Source organism: Mesorhizobium sp. L-8-10 (assembly GCF_016756635.1).
Taxonomy (GTDB): Bacteria; Pseudomonadota; Alphaproteobacteria; order Rhizobiales; family Rhizobiaceae.
Genome location: NZ_AP023263.1, coordinates 6415552 through 6435117, shown reverse-complemented (window position 1 = coordinate 6435117; position 19566 = coordinate 6415552). Strand labels below are relative to the sequence as shown.

Annotated in this window: 18 protein-coding genes; 7 read left to right on the top strand and 11 right to left on the bottom strand. The window is 65.1% G+C overall.

Going from position 1 to position 19566, the window contains the following annotated elements:
* Positions 1–279 precede the first annotated feature (279 nt).
* Positions 280–1092, bottom strand: coding sequence for a helix-turn-helix domain-containing protein (locus JN280_RS30085; protein WP_202307710.1), 813 nt, complete (start codon positions 1090–1092; stop codon positions 280–282).
* Between the two features lie 59 nt (positions 1093–1151).
* Here JN280_RS30085 and JN280_RS30080 point away from each other — a divergent pair, with 59 nt between their 5' ends.
* From JN280_RS30080 to JN280_RS30065, 4 genes are all read left to right on the top strand, one after another.
* The gene (locus JN280_RS30080; RefSeq protein ID WP_202307708.1) at positions 1152–1928 is read left to right on the top strand and encodes an aspartate/glutamate racemase family protein; all 777 of its coding nucleotides are present in this window, start codon (positions 1152–1154) and stop codon (positions 1926–1928) included.
* 44 nt (positions 1929–1972) lie between these two features.
* Positions 1973–2839, top strand: coding sequence for an asparaginase domain-containing protein (locus JN280_RS30075; protein WP_244742263.1), 867 nt, complete (start codon positions 1973–1975; stop codon positions 2837–2839).
* A 165-nt stretch (positions 2840–3004) separates the two neighbouring features.
* On the top strand, positions 3005–4435 hold the full coding sequence (locus tag JN280_RS30070) for an alanine/glycine:cation symporter family protein (RefSeq protein WP_202307706.1): 1431 nt from the start codon (positions 3005–3007) through the stop codon (positions 4433–4435).
* Between the two features lie 201 nt (positions 4436–4636).
* Positions 4637–5233, top strand: a complete 597-nt coding sequence (locus tag JN280_RS30065; RefSeq protein WP_202307705.1) for a DUF922 domain-containing Zn-dependent protease — start codon at positions 4637–4639, stop codon at positions 5231–5233.
* A 69-nt stretch (positions 5234–5302) separates the two neighbouring features.
* On the opposite strand, the gene JN280_RS30060 is transcribed toward JN280_RS30065, so the two are convergent.
* The 9 genes from JN280_RS30060 to JN280_RS30020 all read right to left on the bottom strand — a co-directional run bounded on the left by JN280_RS30060 (position 5303) and on the right by JN280_RS30020 (position 15684).
* Positions 5303–6595 carry an NCS2 family permease gene (locus JN280_RS30060; RefSeq protein WP_202307704.1) on the bottom strand — a complete coding sequence of 431 codons (1293 nt, stop codon included), beginning with the start codon at positions 6593–6595 and terminating at the stop codon, positions 5303–5305.
* 507 nt (positions 6596–7102) lie between these two features.
* Positions 7103–7873, bottom strand: a complete 771-nt coding sequence (locus tag JN280_RS30055; RefSeq protein ID WP_202307703.1) for an SDR family NAD(P)-dependent oxidoreductase — start codon at positions 7871–7873, stop codon at positions 7103–7105.
* Positions 7874–7895: 22 nt separating this feature from the next.
* Entirely contained in the window at positions 7896–8687 is a 792-nt protein-coding gene (locus JN280_RS30050; RefSeq protein WP_202307702.1) for an SDR family NAD(P)-dependent oxidoreductase, read from the bottom strand.
* An 11-nt stretch (positions 8688–8698) separates the two neighbouring features.
* Positions 8699–9541, bottom strand: coding sequence for a purine-nucleoside phosphorylase (locus JN280_RS30045; RefSeq protein ID WP_202307701.1), 843 nt, complete (start codon positions 9539–9541; stop codon positions 8699–8701).
* Between the two features lie 26 nt (positions 9542–9567).
* On the bottom strand, positions 9568–10884 hold the full coding sequence (locus tag JN280_RS30040) for an amidohydrolase family protein (protein ID WP_202307700.1): 1317 nt from the start codon (positions 10882–10884) through the stop codon (positions 9568–9570).
* A 28-nt stretch (positions 10885–10912) separates the two neighbouring features.
* The gene (locus tag JN280_RS30035; RefSeq protein ID WP_202307699.1) at positions 10913–11815 is read right to left on the bottom strand and encodes an ABC transporter permease; all 903 of its coding nucleotides are present in this window, start codon (positions 11813–11815) and stop codon (positions 10913–10915) included.
* Complete coding sequence (locus JN280_RS30030) at positions 11808–12872, bottom strand: ABC transporter permease (RefSeq protein ID WP_202307697.1); 1065 nt, start codon at positions 12870–12872, stop codon at positions 11808–11810. The genes JN280_RS30035 and JN280_RS30030 overlap by 8 nt, the downstream gene beginning before the upstream one ends.
* A 210-nt stretch (positions 12873–13082) precedes the next feature.
* On the bottom strand, positions 13083–14603 hold the full coding sequence (locus JN280_RS30025; RefSeq protein ID WP_202307695.1) for an ABC transporter ATP-binding protein: 1521 nt from the start codon (positions 14601–14603) through the stop codon (positions 13083–13085).
* Between the two features lie 70 nt (positions 14604–14673).
* A complete protein-coding gene (locus tag JN280_RS30020) occupies positions 14674–15684 on the bottom strand; it encodes a BMP family ABC transporter substrate-binding protein (RefSeq protein ID WP_202307693.1) in 1011 nt (336 codons plus the stop codon).
* Between the two features lie 292 nt (positions 15685–15976).
* On the opposite strand from JN280_RS30020, the gene JN280_RS30015 reads away from it, so the two are divergent.
* Positions 15977–16354, top strand: a complete 378-nt coding sequence (locus JN280_RS30015) for a cupin domain-containing protein (protein ID WP_244742259.1) — start codon at positions 15977–15979, stop codon at positions 16352–16354.
* 17 nt (positions 16355–16371) lie between these two features.
* On the opposite strand, the gene JN280_RS30010 is transcribed toward JN280_RS30015, so the two are convergent.
* Complete coding sequence (locus JN280_RS30010; protein ID WP_202307692.1) at positions 16372–17367, bottom strand: glycoside hydrolase; 996 nt, start codon at positions 17365–17367, stop codon at positions 16372–16374.
* A gap of 129 nt (positions 17368–17496) precedes the next feature.
* On the opposite strand from JN280_RS30010, the gene JN280_RS30005 reads away from it, so the two are divergent.
* Together JN280_RS30005 and cysD are read left to right on the top strand one after the other, a co-directional pair.
* Positions 17497–18423 (top strand): NAD-dependent epimerase/dehydratase family protein, encoded by a 927-nt coding sequence (locus JN280_RS30005; RefSeq protein WP_202307690.1) that lies wholly within the window; start codon positions 17497–17499, stop codon positions 18421–18423.
* 235 nt (positions 18424–18658) lie between these two features.
* Positions 18659–19564 carry a sulfate adenylyltransferase subunit CysD gene (gene cysD, locus JN280_RS30000; RefSeq protein ID WP_202307689.1) on the top strand — a complete coding sequence of 302 codons (906 nt, stop codon included), beginning with the start codon at positions 18659–18661 and terminating at the stop codon, positions 19562–19564.
* Positions 19565–19566 lie beyond the last annotated feature (2 nt).

The window sequence follows — 19566 nt, the reverse complement described above, 5'->3', positions numbered from 1 at the left end:
TCCGACGCCCGGATGTCAGCCTGCGACATCAGGCGGCGTAAATATGCATGTGACGAGCGGTGTGGGAACAGCGCGGTTGATCGCCCGCACCGCATGGCAATTGTCGGGAGAATGCAGTCCAGTCGCGCGACCGCGCCATGGCGACCGATCCGTTTGATGAACACAAAGACCGCGCGCGACGGTTGCGATGTCGTTGAACCGCAGGGGTATTTCAGCGCAGCCGACGGCCGCATCGATGCCGATCACAACTCGCCTTGGGCGCGAAGGTCGGGCGAAGGATTATTCCCGTTCGTCTGAAAATGCGTCGAACACATGAGGTCCCGAGCGGGCGTTGTCGATCATCGGCAGGACGTGCTTGGGGATTTCGGGACTGTCGCTGTCGAACAGTCCGCATTTGCGCAGGGCTGCGAACAGGGGCATCCGCGGCATTGTCCGTTCCAGATAGGATCGTACGCAGCAGGGCACATGGTCGCGATTGGCCGAAACGCCGACCTTTACGCCATGCAGTCGCGTCCAGCGATGTGAATAGTCGGGATAAAGGACGGTCTGCGTGATTTCGATGCCGGCGCCGTATTCGTAGTCGTTCAGAAAGATCCTGTCCCCGGTCATCAATGCAACGCCCTGATAGCGGTAATGCCGGTCGCAGGGCCGGTCAAAGGCCCCCATGCGCTCCAGTCGCCGATAGAAGATATGATCTCCGTCCAGGGTAAACGCCACCAGCGCCCGGACGATCTGCCCGCGCGAGGACATCGAGTAGTAGTACTCGAAGAATGTCCCCACGAGGTTGAAAATCCGCGGGTCGTTCCGAGCGAGGATCCGGTCGAAGTGCTGGCGCAGCGTCCGGGCGAGCGTGTCGGAGGCGAGACCGCGCAGCTTGACGATCTGGGCGAAGTCATCCTCGGGCATGACGATCTCATGCGGCTCGACCCCGAAGTAATCACAAATCCGCCGCATGAGCGCGCCGCGCGGGAACGAACTTCCTGCGAGATAGCGGTTGAGCTGGCTCCGATTGATCTTGAGGTCCTGAGCCACGCGCGAAATCGACGGTCGGTAGCCGCAGAGCAGGCGCAGATTATTGCCGAAGGATTCCATGGTGCACTTTGGCTCTATTTATGCGCCTAAAGGCGCCTTGCCCAAAGTTGGAGAATTCCATGCAGGCGGACGAAAGCCCGAACAGCGGCGCGCGCGCGAGCATTGGCATTGTTGCCGGCTCTGGGCCGGAGGCCGGGCTCGATCTCTGGGCCAAGATACTCAAGTGCAATCAGGCGGCAATCGGCGCGGGCTTCCGCGGCGATCTCGACGCTCCGCGTGTCGTGGTCGTTTCGGAGCCGAGGCTCGGGCTGTCCATGGACCTTGCCACCAACGAGGAAGCCGTCTGGTCGGCGATGCGGAAGTCGCTCGCGGCGCTTGCGCCCCAGGTCGATGCCTATGCCATCGCCTGCAACACGCTGAATTGGTATGCGCCGCGCATCGCCCAACTGGGGCTGAAGGCGGAACTGGTTTCGTTCCAATCGGTCATCAAGGACTGGATCGTGCGGTCGGAGATCCGACGGGTGGCGCTCCTGGGCGCCGGACCGGTGACGGCAATGGGCGAATGGTCAGCCTATCGCGGCCTGGCCGATCGGGTGGAAGTCGAACTGCCAGGGGATCAGGCTGCGCTTCATCATCTGATTGAGGACGTCAAGCGGCTTGGAAGCGACTCACCCTCGCTTCGTCCGCGCTTCGCGCAGCTTGTGGAAAGTCTTGCATCGGACGTGGTGCTGCTGGCCTGCACCGAATTGCCGCTGATCTCCGACATCGAAACCGAAAAGTCGCTCGTTGACGTGACTGATCTGGTCGCCCACGCGCTCGTGGCCCGCTCGCTCGCGGGAAGGGCCGGCGCCGGATTCGGTGGCGGTCGGCGAGGCGACGCGGATCGCGGTCGATGACATCAACGCGAAGGGCGAACTCCCGGGCCGACGTGTCGGAAATAATGATCCTGCATTCCGGGGGCACCATCGGTATGCTCCCCGGGCCGGACGGGCTGACCCCGGCAACGGGCGCGGTAGAGCGGGCAGTGGACATGCTGGCGCCGGAGGGCGTCCGCGCCACGGTCCATGTCTTCGAGCCGCTGGTGGATAGTGCCGAGATGGGCCCTGCGCACTGGAACCGGATGATCGACGCGATCGCCGGCTTCCGGGGCACGGGGGTCATCGTTGCCCATGGGACGGACACGATGGCCTACACCGGGGCGGCTCTGTCGCAGGCGCTGGCCGGGATCGATCTACCGGTCGTCCTTTGCGGGTCCATGCACCCCCTCAACACCGGCGGCGACGCCGAAGGAAACCTCGCGGTTGCGATCGAGGCGGCGCAGCGTGCTGCGCCGGGGGTCTGGCTCGCCTTTGCCGGAAGGCTTCTGCCCGCCGCCGGACTGGTCAAGCATGACTCGCGCGGCGCGGATGCCTTTCGCTCAGTCCCCCAGCCGCCCATCCCGACCCCCCTTCGGACACGCCGCTTCGCCTCCCGTCGCCTTGCCATCCTGACATTGTCGCCCGGCCTGCCCGCCGGGGCGGTCGACGCGGTCCTCGACAAACTCGACGGGGCAGTGTTGCGGGTGTTCGGCGCGGGAACGGTCATGTCGGACCCCGGTCTGGAATCCGTTCTGGCCGCCGCAATCGCCCGCGGCTGCCGTATTCGCGCCGTCAGCCAGTGCGAGTCCGGCGGCCTGATGCCGGGCACCTATGCCGCCGGTGCCGCACTCTGGCGGGCTGGCGTCGAAAACGGCGGAGCCGAGACCCCCGAAGCCGCCCTTGTTCGGCTTTGGATCGAACTCTCGGACGCGCCGCGGCGAGGGGACTGAACCGGGATCGTCCAATTTCTGGGGAGGAGTGGTGCTGAACGATGCTTTAGGAGATTGCCAAAGGATCAATAGGATCCATTGTGCGCAATTGGGAAAGGCTGCAGCCGAACCCGTCATGCGTGCGCCATATGCAGCGGCTTCCGCCGCCAGTGAAAGGAGGGACAAATGGAATTCCTGAGATCGCTGTTCGGATATGTCGATAGCCTCACCTGGGGATGGTCGCTCATCCCCATTCTCGTGGTCTTCGGCGTGTTCATCACAATCATGTCGGGTTTCGTGCAGATCGAGTTCTTCGGCCGCATGTTCCGCGTGCTGTCGGGCAAGAACCAGAACTCCGACCCCAATGCCATCAGCGCGCGCGAAGCGCTGTTGGTTTCGGTGGGTGGCCGCGTCGGCGGCGGCAACATCGCCGGCGTCGCCGTCGCGATCACGCTCGGGGGGCCCGGCGCGGTCTTCTGGATGTGGTGCATCGCGCTCGTCGGCATGGCCACGAGCCTCGTGGAGTGCACGCTCGCCCAGCTCTACAAGCGCACCGACGGTGAAAAATCGTTCCGTGGCGGCCCGGCCGACTACATCCGCCGTGGCCTCGGGCACAACTACAACTGGCTTGCCATCGTCTATGCGGTCTGTCTGCTGGCGGCCTTCGGCCTTGGTTTCAACGCCTTCCAGGGCAACACCGTCGCCGGCGCAGTTCAGGATTCGCTCGGCATCAACCGGGTTATCACCGGCGCGGCCCTTGCCGTCGTCACCGGTCTCGTGATCTTCGGCGGCATCAAGCGCATTGCCAAGGCGGCGGACGTCGTCGTGCCGGTCATGGCGCTCGGCTACCTGGGGCTGGCAGTGATCGTCATACTCATGAACATCACCGAGATTCCCGGGGTGATCGCTCGCATCGTCTCGGGCGCCTTCGGCTATGAGGAAGCCATCGCCGGCGGCATGGGCGCAGCAATCGCCCAGGGCCTGCGTCGCGGGCTCTTCTCGAACGAAGCGGGCCTAGGCTCGGCGCCGAACGTCGCGGCGACCGCGCTCGTCCGCCATCCGGTCAGCCAGGGCATCACCCAGTCGTTCTCGGTCTTCATCGACACGATCGTCATCTGCTCCTGCACGGCCTTCATCATCCTGCTGGGTGATGTCTATGTGGCGGGCGCCGAAGGCGTGGACGGCGTGGTGCTGACCCAGCAGTCGCTGGCCAGCCACTTCGGCGACTGGTCGCGCTATGCACTGACGGCGGCGATCCTGCTCTTCGCTTTCTCCTCCATCATCTACAATGTCTATCTGGGCGAGAACGCGCTGGCGGCGATCACCGACGCACCGATGGCGATCACGGCGCTGCGCGTGCTGATCCTCGGCCTCGTCTTCCTCGGTGCGGCGGCGCCGTCGGCGACAGCGGTCTTTTTCTTCTCGGACCCGATGATGGGGGTCCTCGCGCTCGTGAACCTCGTCGCGATACTGATGCTCTTTCCCACCGCGATGCGCATCGTGAACGACTTTCGTTCGCAGTTGAAGGCGGGGGTGCAGAGGCCGATCTTCGATCCGGCGAAGTTCCCCGACCTTGCCCTGGATCGCGAGGCATGGAACCCCGGCCGCTGGAAATGACCGACAAAGGGCCGCCCATCCGGCGGCCCTCGCCATCCGTGAAGGCCCCGAGCCCGGCTGACCGGAATAGTATGGACGTTCATTTGCCGTTTGCGGCCACGCAGTCACCTCCGGGCCAACAGAGGATTCTTTGACATCTTCACACGAGGCCGAAAACAGGGAATCTAGCGCAAGCCGTCGGCCAAAAGCAGAGGGATTCGCGTGAAGACAGGCTTGCGATTTCTGGTGCTGGTACCTCTTCTTGCATCGCCCACCCTTGCCGCCGCCGCGGAATGGCAGGCGGTCGAGAAGGTCGATGCCTATGCGATCTCGGGCAAATCGGGGCTCGAACTCTATCGGTCGATCGGGGAGCGCGGGCCGAAGATCGGCGTCGGGCGCGCCATTGCCCACACCAATTTCAAGCTCACCTGGTCGAGGAATTACGAGCCGCAGGGCGGCGGCTGCACGCTCGTCTCCGCCAAGCCCAAGCTCATCATCACCTATACGCTGCCGAAACCGTCCCAGGAACTGCCCGCGGGCCTACGCCAATACTGGGAAACCTTCATCACCGGCGTGCGGGCGCATGAAAAGGTGCATGGCGACATCATTGTCGACATGGTGAAGCAGATCGAAGCCGTGAGCGTGGGGCTTTCCGTCCCCGGCGACCCCAAATGCAGCAAGATCAGGACAGAGCTGACGAAGCGCCTGGCAGAGCTGTCGCTTGAGCAGCGCCGGAAAAGCCGCGAATTCGACCGGATCGAGATGAGCGATGGCGGCAACGTCCACAAGCTCATCCTCGGGCTGGTCAACGAGCGCTGACTTCCCCGGGGAAGGCTGGGCCATCGATCCCGGGGACCATGCCGCGCCCGCCGGGCGCGGCTCGAACGTTCAGTGCGAGAGGAACACGAAGCGGGCGACGAACAGCGCCGCGACCAGCCATGTCGCGGGGTGCACCTTGCCGGGACGTCCGGTGAGCGTTTGCAGCACCGCATAGCTGATGAAGCCGAAGGCCAGGCCGTTCGCGATCGAATTCGTGAACGGCATCATCAGGGCGGTCAGTGCCGCGGGGGCGGCCTCCGTGACGTCTTCCCAGTTGACCTCGAGCAACTCGCGCATCATGAGGCCGGCGACATAGAGCAGCGCCGGAGCGGTCGCGTAGACCGGCACCGAGCCGGCGATCGGCGCGAAGAACAGCGCGGCAAGGAAAAGCGCTGCGATCACCAGCGCCGTCAGCCCGGTGCGGCCGCCGGCCTGCACACCCGAAGCGCTCTCGACATAGGCCGTTGTGCTCGACGTTCCGATCAGCGCGCCGGCCACGATGGCCGAACTGTCGGCGAGCAGGGCCTTGCCGAGCCTGCCCGATTTCTTGTCATGGATCAGCCCGGCGCGCTTGGCGATGCCGATCAGCGTCCCGGTCGCGTCGAAGACCTCGACCAGCACAAGCACCAGAAGTACCTGCAGCAGGCCGCCGCCGAGTGCGCCCATGATGTCGAGCTGAAGGAAGGTCGGTGCCAGGCTGGGAGGCATCGAGATGATGCCGTTGAACTGCGACACTCCCAGCAGCATCGACAGCACGGTGACCACCAATATGCCGATCAAAATGGCGCCGCGCACCTTGAGAAAGTCGAGCGCCGCCATGATGAAGAAACCCAGCATCGCCAGCAGCGGGCCCGTCTGGGTGATGTCGCCAAGCTGCACGAGCGTGCCTTCGGCTGGAACCACGATACCTGACGTCCTGAGCGCGATTATCCCCAGAAACAGGCCGATACCGGCGGCGATTGCGCTGCGCATGGAGTGCGGGATACCTGCAATCAGCCAGCTCCGCACGCCTGTCACCGTCAGGATCAGGAACACCACGCCCGATATGAAGACCGCTCCGAGCGCCTGCTGCCAGGTGAAGCCGAGCGTGCCGACGATGGTGAAGGCGAAAAAGGCGTTCAGCCCCATCGACGGCGCCATGCCGACCGGCCAGTTCGCCACCAGCGCCATGATGAGCGAACCGAAGGCTGCGGCGATGCAGGTCGCGACGAAGATCGCGTTGCGGTCCATTCCCGTCGACGACAGGATCTCAGGGTTGACGAAGATGATGTATGACATCGTCAGGAAGGTGGTGACGCCGGCGACGACCTCGGTGCGCACGGACGTTCCGTTTTCCTTCAGTTCGAAGAACTTCTCCAGCATTGACTATCCTCCCGCGCAACTAGCGGTCGCGATGGGCCGGGAATGCTGCGGGCAGTCCCCCATCGACGGTGGCGCGAGAGACCAGGCCCCTCGGCTGCCGCCTGTGCGCGGGGGAAGGCGCGATGGCGCGTTGCGACCCCTCCCGCGTCGACCGTTCGTTTGGCGCCAGCAGTGGTTGCCCGCACAAACGGGCGCCAACCTGTCGCCAACGCTTTGTCGGCACAAGACCGAGGGCATTGCCGATGCGGCGAAACTGTTTCGCCGCAAAGGCGGTTAGTTGCGGCAAGCGAAAACTGAAGAACTCGCGCAAATGCACTGTATTCGTTTGAAAATCGCCGTTCTGGGCAGGGCGATCTTCAGCCCGGCAACGCGTCGAAAGGCAGTTCTCGACGAGCGAGATCGTCTATGTCGCCGTATGACAGAAGCGATCAATTCGTGGAACCGGCTGGCGATTTCGTTCGGCTGCACGGCCGGACAAGCCGGCCGAGGAACGCCGGCCGCCTCGGCTCAGTAAGGCGTGTCGCCGCCGTCGACGCTGATCGATTGGCCGCGGATGATCTGCGCGGCATCCGAGAGCAGGAAGGCCACGACGCGGCCGACCTCGATCGGCTGGATGTGACGGCCAAGCTGGTGCGGGACCATGTTCTTCAGCATCTTTTCCGATTCGGATGCGTCTTCGCCGGTGATGAAATCCGCGACCGTCTTCAGCATGTCGGTGGCCACACCGCCCGGGCAGACGGCATTGACGTTGATCTTCTTCTCTGCCCATTCGAGCGAAAGCGAACGCGTCAGGCTGATCACGGCCGCCTTCGAGGCGTTGTAGCCGGCCATGTTGCGATAGCCGACCTTGCCGGCATTTGACGCGATGTTGACGATGGCGCCGCCATTGACCAGCCGGCGCGCCGCCGCCTGCGAGGCGAGCGCGACGCCCTTCACGTTGACGGCCAGTTCCAGATCGAGATTGGCCGGCGTCGCTGCTTCGGCCGGTCCCATGCGGATCACGCCGGCATTGTTGACCAGCCCGTCGAAGCGGCCGAACTTCTCCGCGATTGCGGCGAAGGCTCCGTCGAGGCTCGTCGGGTCGGTGACGTCGGCATTGACCGCGATCACATTGGTACCGCCCGCATCGAGCGCTTGTGCGACGGGAGCGAGCTTCGTCCCGGCGAGATCGAGCAGCGCGACCTTACCGCCGGCCTCCAGAATCGCCTCGGCGATGCCGCGGGCGATGCCTCCGGCACCGCCGGTGACGGCAATGACCTTGTCCTGAAGCGTCTTCATTCTTTTCGTCCTTTGTCTTGGCTTACCAGGTCGAACGGGCGCTGACGCCGCCGTCAACGATGAGATCGGCTCCGCTGATCCAGCGAGCCGCATCCGAGACGAGGAACAGCGCCGCGTCGGCGATGTCCTCCGGCCGGCCGAGCCGCCCGATGGGCGCCGCCTCCTTCCAGCGGCCGACGCCTTCCGGCCAGCCTTCCTCGATGCCGTCGCGATGGATCAGGCCCGGCGACACCGAGTTGACGCGGATGCCGAGCGCGCCGAGTTCGAGCGCGGCGGCCTTGGTGAACATCAGCAGCGCGGCCTTGGATGTCGCATAGTGCGAATGGCCGGGAGCCGGCTGATGGCCTTCGATCGAGGCGATATTGACCACGGCGCCGCCGCCGGAGCCGCTCGAGCGCACGTGCTTCGCCAGCGCCTGCGTCAGGAGGAAAGGCCCGCCGGCATTGATCGCCATCATCCTGGCGAAGCTTGCCTCCGAAACATCGATCAGCATTTCCACGGGCTGGTGGCCGGCATTGTTGATGATGGCATGGAGGTCGCCGAAACGGGAGACTGCATGCGCTACGAGCGCATCGACGCCTGCCGTGGTCGAAATGTCGGCCTGGCTGGCGACGGCCTTGCCGCCTGCCGCAGTGATGCCCTTCACGACGGCCTCGGCGGCCGCGCCGTTGGACTGGTAGTGGCACACGACATTGGCGCCTGCCTCTGCAAAGCGGCGGGCGATCCCGGACCCGATGCCGCCGCTGGCGCCGGTCACGATGACTGTGCGGCCGGACAAGTCGAGAAGGTCCGCGACGGGCGGGATGTTGCTCATTTCAATCTTCCTCAGTTCTTCGAAGCGGGCAGGGCCGGCAGGAGTTCGCGCAGGATGGCCTCGATCTTGCGGCCGCAGATTGCGGCATGGGCAAAGACGTCCTCGATCGTGTCGGGCTGCTGGTCCGGCCCGCCAGTCGCGGCATTGGTGATGGCCGAGATGCCGATGACGGGCAGGGCGGCATGGGCGGCTGCGACCACTTCGGTGACCGTCGACATGCCGACCGCGTCGCCGCCGCTGGCACGGAAGAAACGGCGCTCCGCGGAGGTTTCGAGCGCCGGACCCAGCACGCCGGCATAGATGCCCTGCCGCACGGGGATCGATGCGCGCTGTGAGGCCTGTTTCGCGAGCTTCAGCAGGTCGGGGGCGTAGGCCCGCGAAAGATCCGGGAAGCGCAGGCCGATCGCATCGTCGTTGGGACCGACAAGCGGGCTCACGCCGGTGAAGTTGAGATGGTCCTCGATCAACATGACGTCGCCGGGTTGATAGTCGGCATTGAGGCCGCCCGCGGCGTTGGTGACGACGAGCGTGCCGCTGCCGAGGCGCTTCAGAAGGTAGACGGCGAGCGCGATGTCGCGCGGCGCCCAGCCTTCGTAGAGATGGAGCCGGCCCTGCATCATGACGACACGCCGTCCGTACAGTTCGCCGAGGACAAGCTGGCCCTTGTGGCCGGGCGCGGTCGAGACCGGAAAACCGTCGATCTCGGCATAGGGGATGATCGTCGCATCGGTCACGGCATCGGCGAGCTGGCCGAGGCCGGAGCCCAGCATGATGGCGATCTCGCAGGGCGCACCGGCTCTTTGGCGAATGGATGCATGGGCGCGGTCGAGGCGCGCAAGCTGGTTTTCTGACATTGTCTTCCTTTCCTGGCTGCCGTCGCTCAGGCTACGCTGGCGGCAATTTTCGGGACGAGCCGCTCGACGGCTTCGATGGTGCGCCCGAGGTCGTGGCGAGTCAGCGTCCCGTCCCTGACCACCTGCTCGCCGCCGACGAAGACATGGCGAACATCCGACTTCGCCGTCGAGTAGACGAGGTGGGTGACGGGATCGAAGACCGGCACGGCATGGGCGCGCTTGACGTCGATGAGGATCATGTCGGCAAGCTTGCCGGGCTCGAGGCTGCCGATGCGATCCAAAGCCCCGAGCGCTTTCGCACCGGCGTGCGTGATCATGGCCAGCGCCTCGCTGGTGGAGACGGCGTCGGCACGGCCGCTGACGCCTTTGTGCAGCGTGGCTGCGAGGCGGAGCGCCATCCACATGTCGAGGTCGTTGCCGCTGATGGCGCCGTCGGTGCCGAGGGTGAGGTTGATGCCTGATGCCAGCATGTCGGGCACGCGCGCCACGCCAGAGGCAAGCTTCAGGTTGGACATCGGGTTGTGGGCGACCGAGGTTCCCGTGCGCGCCAGAATTTCGATCTCCTCGTCGTCGAGATGCACGCAGTGAGCCAACACCGTGCGGGCGTCGAGCAGATCCAGATGGTCGAGATGGCGGATCACCGAGCGGCCGTAACGGCCGGTGACGTCGGCCTGTTCGGCCCTGGTCTCCGCGGCGTGGGTCGAGAAAAGGGCGCCGTGGCGTTCCGCGATTGCCTTGGCCTTCTTCAGATTGTCTGGCGCCACCGTATAGGCGCCGTGCGGCAGCACCGTCGGGAAGACGTCGTCGGCGCTTCCGAATTCATCGAAGAAGTGTTCCGCCTCGGCGATCCGGCCAGCGAGGTCGTGTCCGGTGATGCCAGGCGGATCGAAGAAGATGCCTCCGGTCGCGACACGGACGCCGACAGAGCGGGCTGCCCGAACCGTCTCGGCGGGATACCAGAACATGTCCATGACAGAGGTGACGCCCGAGAGAAGCAGCTCGGCGAAGCCGAGCTCGCTGCCGAGACGCGAGGTCTCCGGCGTGAGAATCGCGCCTTCCGCCTTCCACACCGTCTGCAGCCAGGGCTCCAGCGGCAGGTCCTCAACCAGCCCGCGGAACAGGCTGTCGCCGGCATGGCAATGGGTGTTGACGATGCCCGGCATCAATATATGGCCGGAACCATCGATGACCCGCTTCGCGCTGCCTGCGAGGCCCTGGAGTTCGTTCGAGGCGGCAACGTGGGTGATGCGGCCGTTGTCGACGGCGACGCCGCCATCCCTGATCACGCTGCCGCTGCCGTCGCAGGTGACGACGGTCGCGTTCCTGATAACGAGATCGGCCATGGCGTCCTCCTTCTCCTCCTTGCCCTGCTCAGGCCGTCCGCTTGCGGCGCCACCAGGAGAGGGCCACCAGGACCACCAGCGTCGCGAGATAGGGCATCATGTCCGTGAACTGCTGCGGCATACCCAGCCCCTGGACACGGAAGGACAGGCTGTCGACCATGCCGAACACCACGGCGATCAGAAACAGCGGCAGCGGCCGGCCACGCGACAGAAGAACTGCGACGACCGCGATCCAGCCACGTCCGGCGCTCATGTTTTCAACGAAGAGATTGACGTTGGCGATCGACAGTTGCGCGCCCGCGAGGCCGCACAGCGCGCCGCAGCCGACAAGGGCGAGGAGTTGCACGCGGCGCGGGCTGACACCGCCTGCCTTCAGCGCCGCCGGGTTCTCGCCCGCCGCGCGCATGCGCAAGCCGAGCCGGTGTCGCGCGAAGAAGAAATGCATCGCTGGAACGGCGGCCAGCGCCAGATAGAACAGGATCGACTGGCCACTGAGAAGCTTGCCAACGAAAGCAATGGAGGCGACGAGCGGGATGTTCAGCGGTTCGAAGCCGAGGATGCCGGGGTCGCTGAAAGCGCCGGTCACGTTGAAGATCGCGCGAAGCAGGTAGGTGGTGAGACCTGCCGCGAGTATGTTGACGGCGATCGACACCACGATCGGGTCCCCGCCGCGCCGCAGGTTGAATTCGGCGAAGACGAGGCCCATCGCCACGCCGCAGAGCACGGCGGCGAAAGCACCGATATAGGGTGAGCCGGCGAAATAGGCGCCCAGGACGGCGGCGAAGGCGCCGGTCAGCATGAAGCCTTCGAGCGCTATGTTGAAGACGCCGGCGCGTTCGCACAGCGCCCCGCCGAGGGCGGCGAGCAGGATCGGCGTGACGAAGCGCGGAACCGACGCGGCGAAGGAGGGGTCGAACAGAAGTTCAAGCACCGTCGGCCCCCTTCCTGTCGGAGGAGGCGAGCAGCGCCCCTGAGACACGGCTTGCGACGAACAGGATGATGACGGCCTGCATGACCAGCGCGATCTCCTTGGGCACGCCGGCCGTGCGCTCCATGCCGGCTGCTCCGGTCTGGAGCGCTGCGAAGAAGAAGCCGGAGAGCGGCACGAGCCAGGGGATCATGCCGACGAGCAGCACCGCGATGATGCCTGTCCAGGCATAGAGCGGCTGTACCAGCATGCCGTCGATGTAGCGATGATGGATGCCGAAGACGGCGATGGCGCCGACCAACCCGGCAATGGCCCCGCTCATCATCAGGGTCTGCAGGGCGAGCTTGCGCACCGGCAGGCCGACGGCGCGGGCGAAATCGGCCGACAGGCCGTTCAGGCGCGTGTGGTAGCCGTGCACCGTGGTGTAGCTGTAGACGATCGCGAAGATGGCGGCGGCCGCGATGAAGAGGATGCCGATGTCGAGCCGCGTGCCGGGGAAATAGGGCAGCCATGTCGCCTGCGGCACGAGATGCGACTGCACCATGCCCGATTCCACGTCGCGGAACGGATGCGCGACCAGATAGGAGGCGATGTAGCGGACCGGATAGTTGAGCAGCAGCGAACCGACCAGCAGCGGCACGCCGACATAGAGCTGCAGCACGCCCGCGAGCAGCGCCCATAGGGCGCCGGCCGCCATCGCCGCGAGGATCGACACGATCAGCACGACGAGCGGCGGTCCCGGCAGCATGATTGCCACAAGCGCCGCGACCAGGCCGCCGGCGACGAGCTGGCCCTCGCCGCCGATGTTGAACAGCCCGGCCCGGAAACTGATCATGACCGAAACCGCCATGCCCACGATCAGCGCGGTGCGAGAGAGCGTCGCCATGAGATAGGCGAAGCGGCGACCGCCGAACGCGCCCGAGATGAAGCCACGCACCGCTTCGCCGAACGGGGCTCCGTCGAGCGCCATCAGCAGGAACAGGATGACACCGATCGAGGCGACGACGCCCAGCCAGGGCACGACCTCGCGAAAGAGGAGATTATCCCGGTCAGGCTGCATTTCCGGCACTCGGCATCAGTGGGCTTGCTCGTGTGGGACATGCGGGCGCAACGTGGCTAAGGCGACGTCTAAAATTAACTGAATCGCTTCGGCCAAATACTGGCGAATGAGGGGCGGCGCCAAGCGAAGCGGCTATTTTCCGATGTCTCCTAAGGCCCGTCGACGGCGAAAGGCGGAAAGTCGGCTGGGAGATAACGATCGGACCGGTGCTCATGCGACCTCAGCAAAGGCGGCATGCGTGCGCGACGTCATGAGATTGCCGATAAGATCCCGGTCTGCTTCGCCGCCCGAGACCTCGCCGGCGATGGTGCCGGAATACATGACGAGGATGCGGTCGGCGAGGGCGATGATCTCGTCGAGCTCGGTCGAGACGACGAGCACGGCATGGCCCTCGTCGCGCATGCGCATGAGCTCGCCATGGATGAAGTCGATCGCGCCGATGTCGACGCCCCAGGTGGGGTTCTCCGCGATCACCAGCGGCGTCTTGCGCGCCAGCTCGCGGCCGACGACGAGTTTCTGCTTGTTGCCGCCGGACATGGTCGATGCGCGCGCCGAAGGGCCGGCGACCCGGATGCGGTAGCTGTCGATGAGCGAGCGGGCGAACCGTCCCATTGCCGAACGCTTGAGGAAGGGACCGGTCGCGAATGCCGACCGATCGTCGCGCCCTGCATTGGCGTTCTCGCTCACCGTCGCGCCGAGCGCGAGGCCGACGCGTTGCCGGTCCTCCGGAATGTAGCTCATACCGAGGCGGCGCCTGTCGTCTACGTCGAGCGTCTCGATGCGCTTGCCGCCGAGCACGATCGCGCCCGATTGCTGACGCTTCAACCCCGTCAGAGCCTGGATCAGCTCGGCCTGGCCGTTGCCGCTGACGCCGGCGATGCCGACGATCTCTCCGGCTCGGACGGAGAAGGAAAGGGGGCCGACAGTGGTGCCGCGCCCCGGCACGGTGAGCGCTTCGACCGACAGCACCACGTCGCCGACGGGATGTGCCTTGCGCTGGCGGACCGGAGGCAGTTCTCCGCCGATGATGCCGCGTGCGATCTCTTCCTTGGACGTCTCCGAAAGCGGTCCCGAGCGGACCAGCCTGCCGCCGCGCATCACGCTCACCCGGCCGGCGATCTCCATCACCTCGTCGAGTTTGTGGGTGATGAGCACGATCGACTTTCCGGCGCTGCGGAAGCTTCTTAGGATGGCGAAGAGCTGATCCTTCTCGCGCGGCGTCAGCACCGCCGTCGGTTCATCCAGGATCAGCACCTGAGCGTCGCGATAGAGAACCTTCAGGATCTCGACGACCTGGCGCTCGCCGACCGACAACTGCGAGACCTCGGTGTCGAGATCGACGAGGATGCCGTGTTGCTCCGCGCCCTTGGCAAGGCGCTGCCTGGCTTCGTTGAAGTCGATGAAACCGAAAGCTCCGATCGGCTCGGCGCAGAGTACGATGTTCTCGAGAACGGTCATCGCTTCCTGGAGCATGAAATGCTGGTGCACCATGCCGAGGCCGTGGCGTATCGCATCGTGCGGCGAAGCCCAGCGCCGCTCCACACCGTCGAGGCTGATCATGCCTGATGCCGGCCGCACTAGCCCGAACAGGACGTTCATCAGCGTCGACTTGCCGGCGCCGTTCTCGCCAACGACGGCGTGGATCTCGCCCGGTGCGATCGCAAGCGAGACACCGTCGACGGCGGTCAGCGCGCCAAAGCGCACCGTGATGTCGGAAAGCGCGACATGCATCGGGTCAGGTCCGTTCAGAGCTTGATCGAAGAAGGAGCGCCCGCGCCTGGTACGCGGGCGCCAAAGTCCGTCACTTGGCGAACATCGGATCTTCGAGCTTCAGCGAGCCGTCGATGATGCTGGCCGCCACGCTGCGCATCTTGTCGACCACCTCGGGGTGATCGGCGACGACGCACTTGCTGGCGGCGAGGCCGTCCTTGTCGAGTGCGATCGCGGCCATGCCGCCTTCCTTCAGGCCGAGCGACGCCATGGTCTTCTTCTCGCCCTTGAGGATGTTGCCGATCGCCTGGACCATGGCGTTGTCGACGCGCTTCATGGTGATGTCGACCATCTTGCCCGGCAGTTCGGGGCAGTGGTTCACGTCGACCGAGAAGACTTGGAAGTTGCCGTCCTTGGCCGCTTCGAACACGCCGTAGTCGCCGCCCGCGGTGGCGGTGAAGATGAGGTCGGAACCGGCCGCGTTCATGGCGACGGCCTGCTCCTTGGCGCGGACCGGATCGGCGAAGGGGTTGTCGCCGCCGACCCAGCGCACGTCGACCGTCGCGTCGGGTGCCACCGACTTGACGCCCTCGGCGTAGCCGTCCGTGTAACGGTGCAGGAAGGGGATATCGAGCGCGCCCACGACGCCGACCTTCTTGGTCTTGGTCAGCATGCCGGCCGCCACGCCCATCAGGTAGCTGGCCTCGTGCTCGCGGAACACGGCACAGTGGACATTGTCCGGGCGCTCGTCGACGCACTGGTCGACGATCAGGAACTGCGTATCCGGCGCGGTCGGAGCCACCTGCTTGACGATGTCGTTGAACTCGAAGCCGAGCAGCACCACGATGTCGGCGCCTTCGTTGATCGCGGCGTTGACGTTCTCCAGCCGGTCGGCCGCCGTCTTGCTCTCATAGGTCTTGACGTCGGCGCCGTATTCCTTGCCGGCATTCTCGATGCCGGTCTTGCCCATCTGGAGGAAGGCATTCACGCCGATCGCGTCGGGGGAAACATAGACGAACAGCTTGTCGGCGGCCTTGGCCCCCGTCGTGATGGCGGCCACCCCCAAAGCGCCGGCCATCAGCCATGTCTTCCAGAACTTCATTGCAGTGTTCTCCCGTTGTTCGTCTTGCCCAGTCGCAGATATGCCCGCCGCTGCAGGAATTGGTTGATGGCGGACCGTTCAGCCCGTCATCACCATAGATCGAAGCCCGAGCCGGCGCGAAGGAAATCGACGAGCGAAGCGAACGCGAACACGTATCAGTTCCCTGTTTCTGCCGGCGATGGAAGGCGCGGTTCCACGCGCCCCCGCCATTTCGTTTGACAGATAACAGAGTGAATTTTAACATTTGTCAAGGTTGGTGATTTTTGTCGAAATTGATGGCGAGGCGTGTCGAATGGTTCTGGAAACGATGCCGGATTGGTTTGTCGCTAAGGCGGACAAGGGGGAGTTCTGGACCGACGAGCGCTGCTACATAACAGAGCTTCTGAACGACGCCGCCTCGCCGGAGGCGTCGCTTGCTATCGCCCGGGTCGAGCCCGGCGTCACGACGCAGCTTCACAAGCTGGTCGGCGTTTCCGAACGCTACATCGTGCGCAAGGGGCAGGGCATCGTCGAGGTCGATGGGGTAACCCAGCCGCTCGGACCGGGCGACCAGGCGGTGATCCCGCCGGATACCGCCCAGCGTATCACCAACACCGGCACAGAGGATCTCGAATTCTATTGCGTCTGCGTGCCGCGCTTCCGTCCGGGCAGCTACGTCAGCCTGGAATAGGCGAAATATCGCTCTGGCTACGCCCTGATGTCCCGCATGAGCCAGGCGGCGGCCGACCACCACAGCACGAAGGCGGCCAGCACCGCCGCCATGTGCCAGCCGATTCCGGCGCCGGCTGTCGCCAGCAGCGCGAACCCGGCGGCGGCACCCACGGTGGCCGTCGCGCCGATGACGACCAGTACCGGCCGGCCGGTGCGGAAGGCGCGCTGATAGACATGGGACGAATGGGCGTGGAGGATGTTCTCGCCCCTGAACGTCCTGCGCATGATTGTCACCAGCCCGTCGCACAGCATGTAGGCCGGCAGCAGCAGGGCGGCGATCGGACTGACCCGGCAGGCGACCACGACGGTCATGGCGCCGAGGATCAGGCCGAAGGGCAGGCTGCCGGCGTCGCCGAGGAACGCCTTGGCCGGCGGGCGGTTGACCGAGATGAAGGCGAGGAACAGGCCGGCGGAGACCGCGCCGGCCGGGCCGAAGGCGAGGCCGATCGCCCCGGTCATGGCGAGCAGCGCGAAAAAGACACCAGGTACGCCGATCGTCGCCACGGCCATCAGGTCGAGCCCGTCGAGGAAGTTGGAGAGATTGATGATCGCGACGAGCGCGGCGAAGGCAGCGAGCGCCGACAGCGCATAAGGCAGCCGTGCAGCGTCCAGCACGTCGCCCAGCGCCGTCACGGCGACCGCCGCGGCCAGGAACTGCAATGCCAGTTTCGGCAACGCGCCGAGGCTCACACGGTCGTCGAGGATGCCGGTTGCGAGAAGGATGAGTACGGCTGCCAGGAATCCCCAGTCCGAGAAGACGGGTATCGGTTCTCCGGCGAGCCGGAAGGCGATCATTGCCAGCACAAAGATCGGCACCAGCGCCAGCCCGCCGATCTGGGGCGTCGGACGGCTATGGTTCGAGCGTTCGTTGAAGTCGGCGGAGGCGAAGCCGGAGAACAGGCTAAGAACCACGAAAAGCGCCGCCAGGCCGAGGCAGAAACTGATGACGAAGGCAATGATCGTGTCGGTCATGAAGGATCCGTCGTCCAGGATAGCGGGCTTTCGCGCCGGGCCGCCTAGAAGAACGGCAGCAAGCGCGGTATTCCCCACATCACAGGTCAGGCGATCGGGCGCAAGGCCCGACATCGGAATGGATTTCGAATGGCGGACAGGCCGGCGAAGGTATTGCTGACCGGAGCGAGCGGTTTTGTCGGGCGCGCCACGCTCGCCGCATTGGCACGCCGTGGCCTTGCCGTGCGCGCGGTTTCGCGATCAAGCGTAACGCCTACGGCCGATGGTGTCGAATGGCGTCAGGGCGACTTGTCGGTTCCCGACGGCTGGGACCGCCTGCTGGATGGCGTCGACGTGGTCGTGCACCTGGCAGGCAATGCGGGGCGCGGAACCGAAGCCGAGCTGATGCGCGCCAATGCGGAAGCCACGGCGATGCTCGCAGGGGCTGCCGCCACGGCCGGTGTGTCGCGTTTCGTCTATGCAAGCACCATTCGCGTTTATGGCCATCAGGGCCACATCGGTGCAACGAGCCAGCCGGCGCCCGCGGACGCCTATGGCCGATCGAAATTCGAGGCGGAGGCCGCGTTGGACGCGGAGGTCCGACAGGACAGGATGGCCTGTTCGGTGCTGCGGCCCCCCTTCGTCTTTGGCGCCGACCGTGCCGGGCTTTTGTCCCTGATGGTTCGGGCCGCGCGTTACGGGCTGCCCCTGCCGCTCGCCGCATTGAAGAACCGGCGCAGCCTCCTCTATCTGGACAATCTGGCCGACCTGTTCGCCGCGGCGTCGTTGGAGCCTGCCGCGCTCGGCAGCTTCAGGCTGCCGGCGGGCGAGGGGCTGGACCTCACCTATGGCGAATTGTTCGCCCGGATCGGCGAAGCCCTGGGCCGAAGGGCAATGTCGTTTCCCGTCTCATCTGGCCTCCTCACATTCGGCGGAGCGCTCCTCCTGTCGCGCGAGACATTGCGGCGGATGACGGAGGATTGCGTAGTCGATGGCGCCGTCCTTGCGGACCGGCTCGGCTGGAAGCCGCCGGTGACGCCCACGCAAGCATTGCGCGAGGTGGCTTTGCGGAACTGAGCGGGTCTGTATCGTGCACTGCAAACTGCGCCGGTGCCATGCTTCCCACCGGTGGGACTGGCTTGAGAAACGGGATTTCCCGAAGGTTAACCTCCGCGCAAAATTCGTCTGCCATGGACAGGATTATTGGTCGCGCGCGCCTTGAGGTAAAAGGGTTCGGGTGCGATCTGTGGGCCTTCTGAACGATGCGCCGCTCATGCCCCGAAAATCGGGCGGCCCGGGTGAAAGTGTCCCTATGCTCGCAAAACTCTCGCATCTCGACCGGCTCGAGGCCGAGGCGATACACATCTTCCGCGAAGTGGCTGCGACCTTCTCCAGGCCGGTGATGCTCTATTCCGTCGGCAAGGACTCGTCCGTGCTGCTTCATCTGGCGATGAAGGCCTTCTATCCGGCCAAGCCGCCGTTCCCTTTCCTTCATGTCGACACGACCTGGAAGTTCCGCGAAATGATCGAGTTTCGCGATGCCATGGCGTCGAAGCTCGGCTTCGACCTTCTCGTCCACATCAACCAGGACGGGGTGAGGGACAATATCAATCCCTTCGATCACGGCTCGAACACCCACACCCACGTCATGAAGACGGTGGCGCTTCGCCAGGCGCTCGACAAATACGGCTTCGACGCCGCCTTCGGCGGGGCGCGCCGCGACGAGGAGAAATCGCGCGCCAAGGAGCGCATCTTCTCCTTCCGCAACGCCCAGCACGTCTGGGATCCCAAGAACCAGCGCCCGGAGATGTGGAAGATCTACAACACCCGCATCGCGCCGGGTGAATCGATCCGCGTCTTCCCGCTCTCCAACTGGACCGAACTCGACATCTGGCAGTACATCCTCCAGGAGGACATCCCGATCGTCCCCCTCTATTTCGCGAAGAAGCGGCCGGTCGTCGAGCGCGACGGGATGATGATCCTGGTCGACGACGACAGGCTGAAACTCAAGCCCGGCGAGGTTGTCGAGAACCGGCTGGTGCGGTTCCGTACGCTGGGCTGCTATCCGCTCACCGGCGCGATCGATTCCGATGCCGACAGTCTCGAAATGATCGTCAGCGAAATGCTGACGGCCCGCACCTCGGAACGGCAGGGTCGGCTGATCGACCGCGACGAATCCGGCTCCATGGAAAAGAAGAAGCGCGAAGGATATTTCTGACC